Genomic DNA, 14,270 nt, shown 5'->3' on the forward strand with positions numbered 1-14,270 from the left:
AGGGGATTTCATAGTGTCAGCACGGGAACCGTCTGATCTGCGATAATTGCTTCAGGACTTATGTGGCACCGAATTGCGTAAGCCTCAACCCCATCTTGGCGGGCTTGAGTAAATGCGGCAGCATAAACCGGATCAAGATCGCCGCAAATTGATAGAGCATCACAATCATCCCGCTGGATAACGAAAACCATGACGCCGCGATGACCGGCCTTGACCATATCGCTGAGTTCCGCAAGATGCTTGGCACCACGTGCGGTTACGCTATCAGGAAATTCTGCGAGAGTGCCCGTCCGTTTGAAGTGAACATTCTTAACTTCAACATAGGTTTTGCTACCAGTTTCTCCAAGCAATAAAAGATCAATACGTGAGTTCTGACCATATTTTTGTTCACGTTTGAGCGAGGTAAAGTCTGAGAGCTCGGGAATCATGCCGTTTAGAATCGCTTCCTCGGCAATTTTATTCGGCAGGCCGGTATTGATGCCAACCAGCGTGTTATCGGCATGCACAATCTGCAGCGTATGCGCATATTTGCGCTTAGTACTATCAGATATGCTGAGCCATGCTGGCGAGCCCGGTGTCGTTAACCCGCGCATGGAACCGGTATTGGGTACGGAAGCAGTAATCAGCTCGCCTGTGTCGAGCCGGATATCAGCAAGAAAGCGTTTATAGCGTTGCAGCAAAGTGCCGCGAATAAGGGGAGTGGGGAAAAGCATGATTGTGCTTAAAACATTTATAGCGACAGATGCAATAAGGGGATCAATTTAACAGTTGGAAATTTAAAAGCAGGGATAAAATAGTGATCATCAATGAGAAGGATGATGGTACGCCCAAGGGGAATCGAACCCCTGTCTGCGCCGTGAAAGGGCGCTGTCCTAACCGCTAGACGATGGGCGCCTGCTGGTGATCCGGCTTATAGCTAAGCTCTATTTGATACGCAAGAGAGAAAATGAGAAAAAACATAAAATATGTGAAAAAAATCCGAGACTTATGAAAAACAGGCTTTAGCGCAATCGAATCCGGATAATCGCCGCATAGGTTATAGAGCTGAGAAATACTGTGCATAAAATGACAGCGGATATTCGATATCAAAGTGTGTTTAGCTTGGGATTATTGGTTGCCTGCAGTACAATTTATGATCATCTCAAAGGTTGAGAGAATGGTACGCCCAAGGGGAATCGAACCCCTGTCTGCGCCGTGAAAGGGCGCTGTCCTAACCGCTAGACGATGGGCGCCTGCTGGTGATCCGGCTTATAGCGGCATGATATTTATCGTGCAAGTGGGTAAAATGCGAAACTTGAAAAAAAATGCATTTTTTTATGCCAAACCCCGCAGAGGCTGTGAATAAGCAAGCCAAACAGGGGGATTTCACCTGCAAAATGAAGAGATTACGGGGAAAATAATTTAAAAAACCGCAAAAATTAAACTATCTGCGATTCTGAAAGACCGTGTTTTGATATAGACGAAAACGATTTCGCAGAATCGCGGATGGTTTTTATGCTTGGAATGGGAAATATCAACCGCGACGGCAGCGCCAGTTCCAGTCGCGTTCAGGTCCGACATCAATATGAACCGATTCTGTATGGCAATAGGTGCCTACACCACCGCGGCCTTGCCAAGTGCGGACATGACGGGCGATTTCCCATTTTGAAATTCCGGGAATCTGCAAATCTGCAGCTGAGCAAGACATGTGCAGCGAGCGCTTGGCGCCGCTGACAGAGCGGTTATGAGTCGGGCTGCGGTAACCGGAGGTAATCACCACCGGTTTGCGGTAATGGGATTCAAGGCGTTTAATCATTGAAACAAGCTGCGGTTTCAAACAAGAGACCTGCACTTTATCATGCTGCGTACGCAGCCCATTGGGTGCCAAGCGTGCCATGCCACCAGCAGAGGCGAGTGTTACCGGTGCACTGAAATCGTCTTCATCAAGATCGATATCGCTTTCATCGAACACTTTATTACTGTGACGGATTTCTACTCCGCCATTGGCGCGCACGCCCGGCAGTGTAAAACTGTAATCTTTAGTACTTTTTTGTGACAAAGAGGCAATTACCGCTGGTTTTTGTGTGCCGGCGGCGCCGCGCGGGCTGTTTTTTCCCGGTGCAAACAAACGTGCAGCAGCGCCGGCACTCTGGCTGGTACGGTCAAGCGCCGGAGCGGTCGTCGCAGCGGTCGCTGGTGACGAATTCAAAACAGGAGCAGGGCTGGCTGAGGATTCATTCTTTGTGCCAGAATTACCACCGGTTTCAGTCTGTTTAGTGCTATTATTCGTTTCTGTTGTTGCTACTGGCAATTCAGCCAATGCGGCTGTGGGTTTGGTTCGTGTGCCAAACAGTGCCGCCAAGGTGCTGGGCTGAGTATTGGTTTGTGCGGCGGCCGTCTCAGGCGCCTGGGCAATCTGGTTGGTTGCAGCAATAGCGGTTTCAGCAGGCGCCTGCTTGTTGGGTGTGGCAGCTTCTGTTGCTTGCGCTGCCGAGGCGGATACGCTTTGAGCTGATGCGGCAGATGTCTGCGCCGGTGAAGCGGTGCTGTCTTTTACATTATCGCCGGTTTGCGCTGCCTGATTATTCGCGAGTGTGGTGTCCGTTGCTACGTTCTCCAACAGGGAGGTGCCGGAGGTGGTGCAGCCACTGATGCCGAGAGCGAGAATGATTGCCGAGCCGCAAAGAAGCTGAGCGTTTTTTTCTCGTATACGTTTTATCGTATCGAACAAAGCGATCCCTTACTATGCTGCAACGCTCATGAGAGTGTAATCGGAAACATAAATGAAACGGTGTTTCCTGTGCAACTGCTGGCGCAAAAGGCTCATGAGAAGCACCGATTGCGCAAAATTCACATAATAATATACACGAAAACCCCGTAACGGGCATTTTCATGGGAGCGAAATAATTAATTCTTTATTAAATAGGGCGCAAGTTATGGGGTGTAACAATTCATTTCAGCTTTGTAATATGTGTTACTCATCATGCGTTAAGCTTGGGGACTGTTAAAAAACACAAATAACCGGTATTTCGCGGCCTGAGTACTCAGCTTCTTGTTGCGAATTATAGTTATCCGTTTATTGTCCGCATAATCAACCGCAGTTATAAAATGCAGGAACCACATTGATGAGCGCACCACAGAAAAATCACATCGCAGCACTGCGTATTGCAATGTTTGCCGTGGCTGCTCTGGTATTGGCGGCTTGCTCAAGTGCTTCGAATATTGGTGTTCCGCAAGAAGGTGCGCTGCGTACCGGCACCTATCCAAGCTTTGGCAATATGCCAAAGGCCGAAACTGCGCAAATGACCTTTGCCGAAAAAGACCAGCTTGCCGGAACGTTGAAAACCGCCAAAGCACAGCAAGGGCGTGTCGAAACAATCGGCTCAAGCCGAGCTGAAATTGAAGCGCGTAAGCGCCAGTTACAGGCCGAGGCCGAGGCTACGCTTAAAGAGATTGAAGCCGGTCAATAAATTAACGTTTTACCACACACCAATACACTCTGTATTTGGGGCTGTTATTAGCCAGCGTGCTGCAGTTTTTCTGAAACGCTCTCGTTTGTGGTGAAAACGCCAGAATATCCCGATCATTATTAGCAACAAGTTTAAACGGAAGAGAGATATGTCGGAAGAATTCCATAAAATCCGTCGCCTGCCACCTTATGTCTTCGAACAGGTTAACCGCCTGAAGGCGAGTGCGCGAGCGGCGGGTGCCGACATTGTTGATCTTGGCATGGGTAATCCGGACTTACCGACCCCGCAAAGCATTGTCGATAAACTGTGTGAAGCTGTGCAGGATCCCCGTAGCCACCGTTACTCCTCTTCAAAGGGGATCCCGGGGTTGCGCAAAGCGCAGGCCAGCTATTATGCGCGTCGTTTTGGCGTTAAGCTTGATCCGGACACACAGGTTGTGGCAACGCTCGGTTCTAAAGAGGGCTTTGCCAATATGGCGCAGGCGATTACTGCACCCGGCGATGTCGTGCTTTGTCCTGATCCGACCTATCCGATTCATTCCTTCGGCTTTATCATGTCCGGTGGTGTGATCCGTTCTATCAGTGCTGCGCCGGATGACCAGTTCATTCCTGCATTGGAGCGCGGTATTAAGCACTCGATACCTAAACCGATTGCGATGATTCTCAATTTTCCGTCCAATCCGACCGCTCATGTGGCATCATTGGACTTCTATAAAGATATTGTGGCCTTCGCCCGTAAGCACAATATTATCATCTTGTCGGATCTGGCTTATTCGGAAATTTACTTTGACGACAATAACCCGCCGCCTTCGGTATTGCAGGTGGATGGTGCTATGGATGTTGCGGTTGAATTCACGTCGATGTCTAAAACTTATTCAATGCCGGGTTGGCGCATGGGCTTTGCTGTTGGCAATGAACGACTGATTGCTGCGCTCACGCGGGTTAAGTCCTATCTGGATTACGGGGCTTTCACGCCTATTCAGGTAGCGGCAACTGCGGCACTGAATGGTGATGGCAGTGATATTGAATATGTGCGCAATGTGTATAAGACACGACGCGATGTTCTGGTTGAAAGCTTTGGCCGTGCAGGATGGGATATTCCTTCACCTGCAGCGACGATGTTTGCGTGGGTTCCGATCCCTGAACGCTACCGTGCACTGGGTTCGCTCAATTTTTCCAAACTTCTGATCGAAAAAGCAGATGTAGCTGTTGCGCCGGGGCTTGGTTTCGGTGAACATGGCGACGAATATGTGCGTATTGCGCTGGTTGAAAATGAACACCGTATCCGGCAGGCCGCGCGCAACATCAAGCGCTTTCTTGGCACAGCTGATATTGCTGCGATCTGACAACCGGTACACATGTATAATCTAAGGCGGGTAGTATTGTACTGCCCGCCAACATATAAACTAAGTATCTAAATCTATAAGATATTTCTGAGGCAGGATAATGAGTAATGCATTGCGGATCGGTGTCGCCGGACTTGGCACCGTAGGGGCATCGGTTTTGCGTATTTTGCGCGATAAAGCCGAAATGATGACAAGGCAATGCGGACGCGAAATTGTAGTGACTGCGGTCAGCGCACGTGACCGCACGCGCGACCGCGGCGTTGATCTGAGCAGTATCGAATGGTTTGATGATCCGGTGGCTCTGGCACGATCAGAGAATATTGATGTTTTTGTCGAGTTGATCGGTGGCTCTGAAGGTACTGCCCGTGAAGCCGTAGAGGCAGCGCTTAATGCCGGCCGCCATGTGGTCACCGCCAATAAGGCACTGCTCGCGTATCATGGTGTGGAGCTTGCAACCATTGCAGAGGCGAAGGGTGTGCTGCTGAATTTTGAAGCAGCAGTTGCAGGCGGTATTCCGGTGATTAAAGCCATGCGTGAATCGCTGACCGGTAACACCGTGTCGCGCGTTTACGGTATTATGAACGGCACCTGTAATTATATCCTGACCCGCATGGGTGAGGAGGGGATTTCTTTTGCGGAATGCCTTAAAGATGCGCAGCGTTTAGGCTATGCGGAAGCCGACCCGACCTTTGATATTGAAGGCAATGATACCGCGCATAAGCTGGCTTTGCTGACCAGTATTGCTTTTGGTACCCAGATTGCCGCTGATGATATTTATCTTGAAGGTATCAGCAATATTTCTCTGGCCGATATTCGGGCTGCGGAGGAGCTGGGTTATAAAATCAAACTGCTGGGCGTTGCACAGCAAACCGAAACCGGTGTGGAGCAGCGTGTGCATCCGACACTGGTGCCAACAACCTCGGTTATTGCGCAGGTGCATGGTGTAACCAATGCTGTGGCGATTGAGACTGACTTGCTGGGCGAGCTGTTGCTTTCGGGCCCCGGTGCCGGTGGTAATGCAACGGCTTCAGCTGTGATCGGTGATATTGCCGATATCGGTAAAAGCCGTCCGGGCTTTCAGCACGGGCCGGTTTTTGGCACCCCTGCCAAAGATCTCAAGCCGACATCACGGGCTAAAATGCGCAGCCATGCGGGTGGCTATTTCATCCGTCTGAATGTGCATGACCGTGCAGGTGTGTTTGCTGCCATTGCCAAGCGCATGGCGGATAATGACATTTCGCTGGAATCGATTGTACAGCGCGGTGCCGGTGCCAATGTGGATGCGGCTGTGGTTAAAACTGTGGTTCTGGTAACCCATGCCACAACGGAATCTGCGGTCAGGCAGGCTTTGAAAGCAATTACCGAAGATGGTGATCTTTATGACAAGCCGCAAATGATCCGTATTGAACGCGCCGGATAATTCATGATAATAGTTTCAGGAGAAATGGTAGGTGTTTTTCCTGAAACTTACCCAGTTCAATAACAGTTCAGAAAAAGGAGGGCTGTACAATGATTTGTAAACGTCACGATCATCATCGTCAGTATGGCCCTGATTATGCCCTGCATTCATAATATGTGCAGGGCCGATTAAGACTGTAAAATCTGTCTTCATCAGCCTTTTCTTAAAAGGGTGCTGCTGGTTTGTCATGCCACCGCAACCTGATCTCAACCTTATTCTACCAGCCTGATTTGTGCGTTTGTTGTCGCGTGGGCTGTTTTGTGGATGAGGCAAAACTGAGTTGAACTGATGTCCTTACTCAATCTTCAAAATCTTGGTCTCAACCTGTCTGTCGATCTGTTTCGCAATTTAAACCTCGTTGTCGGCGAGGGCGAACGGTTGGGTATTGTTGCTGCAAACGGGCGTGGTAAATCCAGCCTTCTGCGTATTATCAATGCTGAACTTGAGCCCACTGAAGGCGAGGTTACACGTGCACGTGGTTTGAAAACCGGCACTGTAGCGCAATATGTGCCGCAAGACTGGATGGAGCGCACACTTTATAATGTGGTGCTGGGCGGTTTGGATGAAGACGCGCAAGCCCATGAAAACTGGCGCGTGGATATCATCCTTGATGATCTCAATGTTCCTGCAGCCTTGCGCGACCGGCCTATGCATGCCTTGAGCGGCGGCTGGCAACGCCTGGCATTGCTGGCGCATACGCAGATTGCCGAGCCTGATCTGTTATTGCTCGACGAGCCAACCAACCATCTCGATCTTGAAAAAATCCGCCTGCTTGAAGACTGGCTCCGTGCATTGCCACGTTCTACAGCGGTGATGATGTGCAGCCATGATCGTGCTTTTCTGGATGCGGTCACCAAGCGCACATTGTTTTTGCGCCCTGAAAATTCGCAAATCTTTGCATTGCCTTATAGTAAAGCCCGCGCAGCACTGGATGAAGCTGATGCTGCGGATTCGCGCCAATATCAAAAACAAATAAAAACGGCTCAGCAATTGCGTAAACAGGCCGCAAAGCTCAACAATATCGGCATTAATTCGGGCAGTGATCTGCTGGTCAATAAAACCAAACAGCTCAAAGAGCGAGCCGGCAAGCTCGAAGATACAGCAAGACCTGCGCATTTGGAGCGCTCGGCAGGCGCGATCAAGCTCTCGGGTCAGAGCAGTCATGTGCGTGCGCTGGTCACTCTTGACGGGCTGGATGTGGCAACGCCCGATCATCAAGTGCTTTATAAAACTGGTCGGTTATGGATCAATCCCGGCGATCGTATTGTTGTGCTGGGTGCCAATGGTGCCGGTAAAACGCGGTTGCTAACTATGGTGCGCAATGTGATTGCCGGGATTGTGCCGGATACGGCGCATTTAAAAGCCACGCCGTCTCTGGTGCTGGGCTATAGCGATCAGGCTCTGTCTGAACTCGATGAGCGCCAGACACCGCATGAGATCATCATCCGTCGTTTTGATGTGGGTGATCAGAAAGCGCGGTCGCTGCTGGCCGGTGCGGGGATGACTATTGATCTGCAGGGAAAGGCCGTGGTGCATCTCTCAGGCGGGCAGAAAGCGCGCCTTGGCATGCTGGTGCTGCGGCTGACACAACCCAATTTTTATATTCTCGACGAGCCGACCAACCATCTGGATATTGACGGGCAGGAAGCACTGGAAAGTGAATTACTCAATAGTGAAGCCGCTTGTTTACTGGTGTCGCATGACCGTAGTTTTGTGCGTAATACCGGCAACCGGTTCTGGCAGATTGACCGTAAAAAACTTATTGAGGTCGATACGCCGGAAGCGTTTTTTGCGCAAAGTGGCCGATCTGCCAGCTGATTTCTGGCCTGAAACAGCCGAATGATGCGAGCAAAGGCCGGTGGTTTGGCGTGTTATTGTGCCAAAATATGCACAGCTATTACTACTGGTTTTGAAATGTGATGGTTTTTCAACCGAGTATAATCGATTTACTTTCTAATCCTGAGCTTTGTCTCTTGCGGCGCGTGCGCGATTTTGACAAAAGATGCAGACCATGTCTGACAATCTGCTGTCATCGTCATCGTGTATCAAGGCCATAATGACCGGGTATCTTATACATGATGTGTGCGATCCCTGTTGTTTGATTGCAGGCATATCCTTCGAAACGAATTTAGGACTGTTTAAATGGCCAATTCTGCAGAGCAGACCCCGCATGGACTCGACCGTATTCTGACACTTGAGCTGGTTCGTGTAACTGAACGCGCTGCTGTGGCTGCTGCACGCCTGCGCGGACGCGGTGATGAAAAGGCTGCCGATCAGGTTGCTGTTGACGCGATGCGCAAGGAACTCAACCGTTTGCCAATAGCCGGTACCGTTGTGATCGGTGAAGGCGAGCGCGACGAAGCGCCGATGCTTTACATTGGTGAAGAAGTTGGTACACGCAATGGTCCGGAAGTGGACATTGCTCTGGATCCGCTGGAAGGCACCACAATCTGTGCCAAAAACCTGCCGAATTCGCTGGCAGTTGTTGCGATCGCTGAAAAAGGCAATCTGCTCTACGCACCAGATGTTTACATGCAGAAAATCGCAGTTGGCCCGGGCTATCCGCGCGGCGTTGTGGATATTGATGCTTCCGCTACCGAAAACCTGAATGCACTGGCAAAAGCCAAAGGCGTTAAGGTCAATGAAATCACCGCTTGCATTATGGATCGTCCGCGTCATGCACGCTTGATCGAAGAAGTTCGCGCAACCGGCGCAGCCATTCGTCTGATCGGTGACGGCGATGTTGCCGGTGTGATGCACACAACCAATCCGGATGAAACCGGCATTGATATTTATATCGGTATCGGTGGCGCGCCTGAAGGCGTGTTGGCAGCCGCAGCTCTGCGCTGCATCGGTGGCCAGATGCAGGGACGTTTGCAGTTCAACTCTGATGAGCAGATTGCACGCGCTTTGAAAATGGGCATCACTGACCCGAACAAAGTTTACCTTCTGGAAGAAATGGCTAAAGGCGACGTATTGTTTGCTGCAACCGGTGTAACCGATGGCAACATGCTTTCCGGCGTTAAATTTGCCCGTGACTACATCCAGACCCACACAATCGTAATGCGTGCGCAGTCGCAGACTGTTCGTGAGATCAAGGCGCGCCATCAGGATATGTCCAAGTTCTCTTAATAAAAAATCGCCAGCTTGGTCTGCAAATGGCGCTTGTCTCAAAATCCGGTGCTCACATACTAAATGTACGCCCCGTTCCGTTTTCGAAACAAACGCCATTTTCGCTTCAACCTGACGGTTTTTGACGCAGGCGATAAGGTGTTTTTGTGAGAGTGGCATGATGCTTTAATTCTGCTATAAGGCGACATTGAAAAATGTCGCCTTTTGTGTTTGCAAGAACTCAATGTAACAGGAGTTGCCCGCGTGGATATGAATGAGCGTCTGTTTCTCGGAATACGTTCTTCGGCGACGGGTATGAAATGGGTTGACCGTCTGGGCTTGCGTGAAGCCAATACGGCACTCGCAATTGCACAAAATTACGGTATCCCTGATCTGGTATCACGGGTTATGGCCGGTCGCGGCGTGAGCATTGAGGCCGCGGAGGAGTTTCTCAATCCGAGTATCCGCTCTTTAATGCCGGATCCGCTGACAATAACCGATATGAAACGCGCTGCATCGCGCATTGCAGATGCCATCGAGCGCAAAGAAAATGTTGCGATTTTTGGTGATTATGATGTCGATGGTGCCTGTTCATCGGCGCTGTTATCACGCTTTCTCACCGCTTATGACATTAAAAACCTGATCTATATTCCGGACCGAATTTTCGAAGGTTACGGCCCCAACCCCGATGCTATGCGCGAGCTGGCCGGTAAAGGCGCATCCCTGATTGTTACGGTAGATTGCGGCACCAATAGTGCGCCTTCCATTGCAGCGGCGCGCGAGGCCGGTGCCGATGTGGTGGTACTGGATCACCATCAGGTTGGCGGCGCTTTGCCTGAAGAGGCGGTGGCGATCGTTAATCCGAACCGCGATGATGACATTTCAGGCCAGGGGCATCTTTGTGCTGCCGGTGTCGTGTTTATGACCTTGGTGCAATTGGCACGGGAATTGCGCGAGCGCGGTATTCAAGCGCCTAGAGGCACACCGGATCTTTTGAGCTATCTTGATCTGGTGGGGCTGGCAACCGTGTGTGATGTGGTGCCGCTGATCGGTGTCAATCGTGCTTTTGTGGTCAAGGGGCTGCTGGCAGCGCGCAATCAGAGCAATGCTGGGCTTGCGGCACTGGCGCGGGTTTCGCGCATTGGTGAGCCGCTCAACAGTTTTCACTTCGGCTTTTTGATCGGCCCGCGCATTAATGCGGGCGGGCGTATCGGCAATGCTGCTTTGGGTAGCCGGTTGCTGACACTGGACGATCCGGTAGAGGCCAACACTATTGCTGAAGAACTCGACAGGCTTAATGCCGAGCGGCAGGCCATGGAAGCGGTGATGTTACAGCAGGCTGAAGCAGAGGCATCAGCCGAGCTTTCGGGTAAAACTGGGCCTGCGGTTTTGGTAACAGCCAATGATGACTGGCATCCGGGTATTGTTGGTTTGCTGGCCTCGCGGTTGAAAGACCGTGCAAAGCGGCCGGCTTTTGCCATTGCCTTTAATGCCAATGGCGTGGGCACCGGCTCCGGCCGCTCCATCAGCGGCTTTGATCTTGGAAAGCTGGTGCGCGGTGCCGTTGAAAAAGGGCTGCTGGTGAAAGGTGGCGGGCATGGTATGGCTGCTGGTATTACGGTTGAAAAAGCCAAACTTGGCGCGTTACGTGCGTATTTTGAAGAACAGGCTGCAGAAAAAGTAGATGATCTGCGCGCAGAGCAAACATTGGCAATTGATGGTGCCGTTTCTGCCACCGGTGCCACTGTTGCACTCTATGATGCATTGGAAAAGGCGGGGCCTTATGGTGCAGGCCATGTGCAGCCTTTACTGGCATTGCCCAATCATACTATTGCCGATGTGCGTATTGTTGGCCGCGACCACGTGAAAGTAGCACTGAAAGGGCTGGATGGCCGGCGGGTCAATGCCATTGCTTTTCGTGCTGCCGACAGCGATCTGGGGCGCTTCCTGTTTGATCAAGCGGGGCAGATGGTGCATGTGGCCGGTAATCTGTCGCTTAATCACTGGAATGGTTCAGTTTCAACGCAGATACGCATTGTAGATGCCGCGAAAGTTGACCTCTCGCGGCAATAGCAAGTTTAAGTGTGCAGCTTGGTATTGCCTATGAGGCAGCTTACCAGCTGCTTATTTGTTTATGAGGCAGCTTACCAGCTGCCGGTATTCTCCATCGAAGCCCATGGCTCCTGCGGTGCAAGGCGCTCACCTTTTTGCAGAATTTCGAATGAAATGCCGTCCGGTGATTTAACAAATGCCATATGTCCGTCACGTGGCGGACGGTTGATGATAATGCCGTTATCAAGCAGATTTTGGCAGAATGCGTAAATATCATCGACCTCATAAGCCAGATGTCCGAAATTGCGCCCACCGGCATAATCCTGCTTATCCCAATTATAGGTCAGCTCCAGCAGCGGTGCGCGCGCAGTTTCTGCAGCGCCGAGATCATCCGGAGCACTCAGAAAAATCAAAGTGAAACGACCTTTTTCGCTCTCGGTGCGGCGAGTTTCAATAAAGCCTAATTTATTAACATAAAAATCCAGTGATTCATCAATGTCACGAATACGAACCATTGTGTGCAAATAACGCATGCTAATCTCCTGTGCGACCTGTCCGTTTATGCAGTTGCGCTGTTGTAAATAACGCATAACTAAAACGGTTCAGTGTCATTTTATCACGATCGCTCATAAAGTCTGTGATTGAAGCCGTAATATTTAAAGTTTGCTCTTGCCGGATATGGTTAAGGAAGTGTTATCTTGAAAAGGAGAATCAACCTGATTTGCCCTGCAGATGAAAGGAGGAGCGTGCCATGACAGACAAGTCTTTGTCCCATGAATTTGTGGATGGTGCCAACTCCGCTGAGAACGCAACGGATCTGGTCGAAATTTCCGGCGCGATTAAATGGTTTGATGTTGCCAAAGGCTACGGCTTTGTCGTTCCTGATCAGGAAGGCTATGGCGACATTCTCGTGCATGTAACAACCTTGCGCCGTGACGGTTTTCAAACCGCCCAAGAGGGCGCACGCGTTGTTTGTGAAATCAGGAATGGTGAACGCGGCTGGCAGTGCTTTCGTGTGTTATCGCTTGATCTTTCAGCTGTTGCGCATCCTTCAACATTACCGCCCGCCCGCACGCATGTTGTGGTGACACCTTCAAGCGGGCTTGAGCGCGCAATTGTGAAGTGGTTCAACCGTACCAAGGGCTTTGGTTTTCTCAGTCGTGGCGAGGGGACGGAAGATATTTTTGTGCATATGGAAACATTGCGTCGTTTCGGGATGATGGAGCTGCGTCCGGGCCAAGTTGTGCTGGTGCGTTTCGGCGATGGTGATAAAGGCCTGATGGCTGCGGAAATTCATCCTGATATCGGTTCACCTTTTACATCACCGCATTAAAAGGCCGGTCACAGACCGGTTTTTTTATATTTGCTCGCCTTTTGATATAAAGTAATAATGCGGCTCGTGAACTCTGCGATGCAGAACAGCGCTGAGCCTGCCCACTCGATACGGATTATCTGATGAAACAATGGCTTGGTATGCTGGTGCTCATGAGTGCAATGATATTTGCAGCGCAAAGTGCTTTGGCGCAGAATGCGCCAATGATGGTTGAGGTTGATGCAAAGCCCTTGCAAATTTATACATCGGCCGGTGTGCAAAGCTTTGTGCTTGAGGTTGCGGATACTGAGGATAAACGCAGCCGCGGCTTGATGCATCGCACAGATTTCCCGTCCAACCGTGCGATGATTTTTGTATTTGCAGAAGTGCAGCCGGTTATGATGTGGATGGCTAATACGCCGCTGCCGCTGGATATGCTTTTTGTACGCAGTGACGGAACAATTGCGCGGATTGCGGCAAATACCATGCCGTTTTCCAAAGATATTGTGGCCTCGCAGGTGCCGGTGGCTTTTGTGATTGAGCTCAATGCCGGAATAGCTAAAAAGCTTGGTATCAAGGCTGGCGATCAGGTTCAGCACCCTGTAATATGCGGAAAATGTGAATAAAATTAATCCTGCGCTTGATGTTTGCGGTTAGCCGCATGGCGCGCAAAAATATAATCTGCGGAAGTGAACTATGGTCGTTAATGTGAATGAAGTCCGTTATTTTGAACATGACGGCTTGAAGCTGGCTTATCGTGATGAGGGGCAGGGCGAACCGATTTTATTGATCCACGGCTTTGCCTCATCCGGCATGGTCAATTGGTTGAATCCCGGCTGGTTTAAAACCTTGCAAGAAGCCGGTTACCGTGTGATTGCGATTGATAATCGCGGTCATGGCCGCTCTGATAAGCCGCATGATCGCGAGCGCTATTATCCATCACTGATGGCTGCGGATGCGGTGGCATTGCTTGATCATTTACAGATTAGCAAAGCGCATATTATGGGCTATTCCATGGGCGCGCGGATCAGCGCCTTTGTAGCGCTTGAGCATCCTGAGCGGGTGCAGAGTGTGATTTTTGGCGGCCTTGGCATTGGTATGGTTACGGGTGCCGGTGATTGGGATCCGATTTATGAGGCACTGCTGACCGATGATGTGGAGGGTATTACCAATCCGCGCGGGTTGATGTTCCGTAAATTTGCCGATCAGACAAAGAGTGACCGCTATGCACTTGCAGCCTGTGTGATTACTTCGAAAGAGCTGATACCCGCACAGGCAATGGGTATGATTACCCAGCCGGCACTTGTGGCTGTAGGCACCAAGGATGATATTGCCGGCGATGCACAGGAGCTGGCTGATCTGATGCCAAATGGTGCTGCTGTGGATATTCCGGACCGTGATCATATGATTGCTGTTGGTGATAAGGTCTATAAGCAGGCGGTGCTAGCGTTTTTGAAGCAGCATCCTCTTACCTGATCTCTGCTTACAGCTATGAAAAAACGGCAAAGCTATTTTCATCTGCGATAATGCGGTTTAAACTCA

General features: G+C 50.6%; 12 protein-coding genes and 2 tRNA genes. 9 read left to right on the top strand and 5 right to left on the bottom strand.

Going from position 1 to position 14,270, the window contains the following annotated elements; translation table 11 throughout:
* Positions 1-8: 8 nt before the first annotated feature.
* The 4 genes from sfsA to MP213Fo_RS12940 all read right to left on the bottom strand — a co-directional run bounded on the left by sfsA (position 9) and on the right by MP213Fo_RS12940 (position 2,710).
* On the bottom strand, positions 9-713 hold the full coding sequence (gene sfsA / locus MP213Fo_RS12925) for a DNA/RNA nuclease SfsA (RefSeq protein WP_421089386.1): 705 nt from the start codon (positions 711-713) through the stop codon (positions 9-11).
* Between the two features lie 106 nt (positions 714-819).
* Positions 820-894: transfer RNA gene (locus tag MP213Fo_RS12930), tRNA-Glu, on the bottom strand.
* Positions 895-1,157: 263 nt separating this feature from the next.
* Positions 1,158-1,232 (bottom strand) — tRNA-Glu (locus tag MP213Fo_RS12935).
* Positions 1,233-1,513: 281 nt separating this feature from the next.
* A complete protein-coding gene (locus MP213Fo_RS12940) occupies positions 1,514-2,710 on the bottom strand; it encodes a YcbK family protein (protein ID WP_421089387.1) in 1,197 nt (398 codons plus the stop codon).
* 394 nt (positions 2,711-3,104) lie between these two features.
* On the opposite strand from MP213Fo_RS12940, the gene MP213Fo_RS12945 reads away from it, so the two are divergent.
* From MP213Fo_RS12945 to recJ, 6 genes are all read left to right on the top strand, one after another.
* Positions 3,105-3,449, top strand: a complete 345-nt coding sequence (locus MP213Fo_RS12945) for a hypothetical protein (protein WP_421089388.1) — start codon at positions 3,105-3,107, stop codon at positions 3,447-3,449.
* 148 nt (positions 3,450-3,597) lie between these two features.
* Positions 3,598-4,794 (top strand): LL-diaminopimelate aminotransferase, encoded by a 1,197-nt coding sequence (locus MP213Fo_RS12950; protein ID WP_421089389.1) that lies wholly within the window; start codon positions 3,598-3,600, stop codon positions 4,792-4,794.
* A 100-nt stretch (positions 4,795-4,894) separates the two neighbouring features.
* Entirely contained in the window at positions 4,895-6,214 is a 1,320-nt protein-coding gene (locus MP213Fo_RS12955; protein ID WP_421089390.1) for a homoserine dehydrogenase, read from the top strand.
* Positions 6,215-6,541: 327 nt separating this feature from the next.
* Positions 6,542-8,071: an ABC-F family ATP-binding cassette domain-containing protein gene (locus MP213Fo_RS12960; RefSeq protein WP_421089391.1), complete on the top strand. Its 1,530-nt coding sequence runs from the start codon at positions 6,542-6,544 to the stop codon at positions 8,069-8,071.
* A 324-nt stretch (positions 8,072-8,395) separates the two neighbouring features.
* On the top strand, positions 8,396-9,385 hold the full coding sequence (gene glpX, locus MP213Fo_RS12965) for a class II fructose-bisphosphatase (protein ID WP_421089392.1): 990 nt from the start codon (positions 8,396-8,398) through the stop codon (positions 9,383-9,385).
* A 249-nt stretch (positions 9,386-9,634) separates the two neighbouring features.
* Positions 9,635-11,437: a single-stranded-DNA-specific exonuclease RecJ gene (gene recJ, locus MP213Fo_RS12970; protein WP_421091147.1), complete on the top strand. Its 1,803-nt coding sequence runs from the start codon at positions 9,635-9,637 to the stop codon at positions 11,435-11,437.
* A gap of 71 nt (positions 11,438-11,508) precedes the next feature.
* Here the strand turns inward: recJ and MP213Fo_RS12975 are convergent, their stop codons facing one another.
* Positions 11,509-11,949, bottom strand: a complete 441-nt coding sequence (locus MP213Fo_RS12975) for a VOC family protein (protein WP_421089393.1) — start codon at positions 11,947-11,949, stop codon at positions 11,509-11,511.
* 218 nt (positions 11,950-12,167) lie between these two features.
* Here MP213Fo_RS12975 and MP213Fo_RS12980 point away from each other — a divergent pair, with 218 nt between their 5' ends.
* The 3 genes from MP213Fo_RS12980 (at position 12,168) to MP213Fo_RS12990 (ending at position 14,204) form a co-directional block, all read left to right on the top strand.
* Complete coding sequence (locus MP213Fo_RS12980) at positions 12,168-12,749, top strand: cold-shock protein (protein ID WP_421089394.1); 582 nt, start codon at positions 12,168-12,170, stop codon at positions 12,747-12,749.
* 122 nt (positions 12,750-12,871) lie between these two features.
* Positions 12,872-13,354, top strand: a complete 483-nt coding sequence (locus tag MP213Fo_RS12985; protein ID WP_421089395.1) for a DUF192 domain-containing protein — start codon at positions 12,872-12,874, stop codon at positions 13,352-13,354.
* A 70-nt stretch (positions 13,355-13,424) separates the two neighbouring features.
* Entirely contained in the window at positions 13,425-14,204 is a 780-nt protein-coding gene (locus tag MP213Fo_RS12990; RefSeq protein ID WP_421089396.1) for an alpha/beta fold hydrolase, read from the top strand.
* Positions 14,205-14,270: the final 66 nt, after the last annotated feature.

It is taken from the genome of Pseudochrobactrum mosebachae, from assembly GCF_048914685.1.
Classification (GTDB): domain Bacteria; phylum Pseudomonadota; class Alphaproteobacteria; order Rhizobiales; family Rhizobiaceae; genus Pseudochrobactrum.

Excerpts from the sequence above, each read along its gene's own strand:
- sfsA (WP_421089386.1), bottom strand. The coding sequence starts at position 713 with ATGCTTTTCCCCACTCCCCTTATTCGCGGCACTTTGCTGCAACGCTAT.
- MP213Fo_RS12945 (WP_421089388.1), top strand. The coding sequence starts at position 3,105 with ATGAGCGCACCACAGAAAAATCACATCGCAGCACTGCGTATTGCAATG.
- MP213Fo_RS12950 (WP_421089389.1), top strand. The coding sequence starts at position 3,598 with ATGTCGGAAGAATTCCATAAAATCCGTCGCCTGCCACCTTATGTCTTC.
- MP213Fo_RS12955 (WP_421089390.1), top strand. The coding sequence starts at position 4,895 with ATGAGTAATGCATTGCGGATCGGTGTCGCCGGACTTGGCACCGTAGGG.
- MP213Fo_RS12960 (WP_421089391.1), top strand. The coding sequence starts at position 6,542 with ATGTCCTTACTCAATCTTCAAAATCTTGGTCTCAACCTGTCTGTCGAT.
- glpX (WP_421089392.1), top strand. The coding sequence starts at position 8,396 with ATGGCCAATTCTGCAGAGCAGACCCCGCATGGACTCGACCGTATTCTG.
- recJ (WP_421091147.1), top strand. The coding sequence starts at position 9,635 with ATGAATGAGCGTCTGTTTCTCGGAATACGTTCTTCGGCGACGGGTATG.
- MP213Fo_RS12975 (WP_421089393.1), bottom strand. The coding sequence starts at position 11,949 with ATGCGTTATTTGCACACAATGGTTCGTATTCGTGACATTGATGAATCA.
- MP213Fo_RS12980 (WP_421089394.1), top strand. The coding sequence starts at position 12,168 with ATGACAGACAAGTCTTTGTCCCATGAATTTGTGGATGGTGCCAACTCC.
- MP213Fo_RS12985 (WP_421089395.1), top strand. The coding sequence starts at position 12,872 with ATGAAACAATGGCTTGGTATGCTGGTGCTCATGAGTGCAATGATATTT.
- MP213Fo_RS12990 (WP_421089396.1), top strand. The coding sequence starts at position 13,425 with ATGGTCGTTAATGTGAATGAAGTCCGTTATTTTGAACATGACGGCTTG.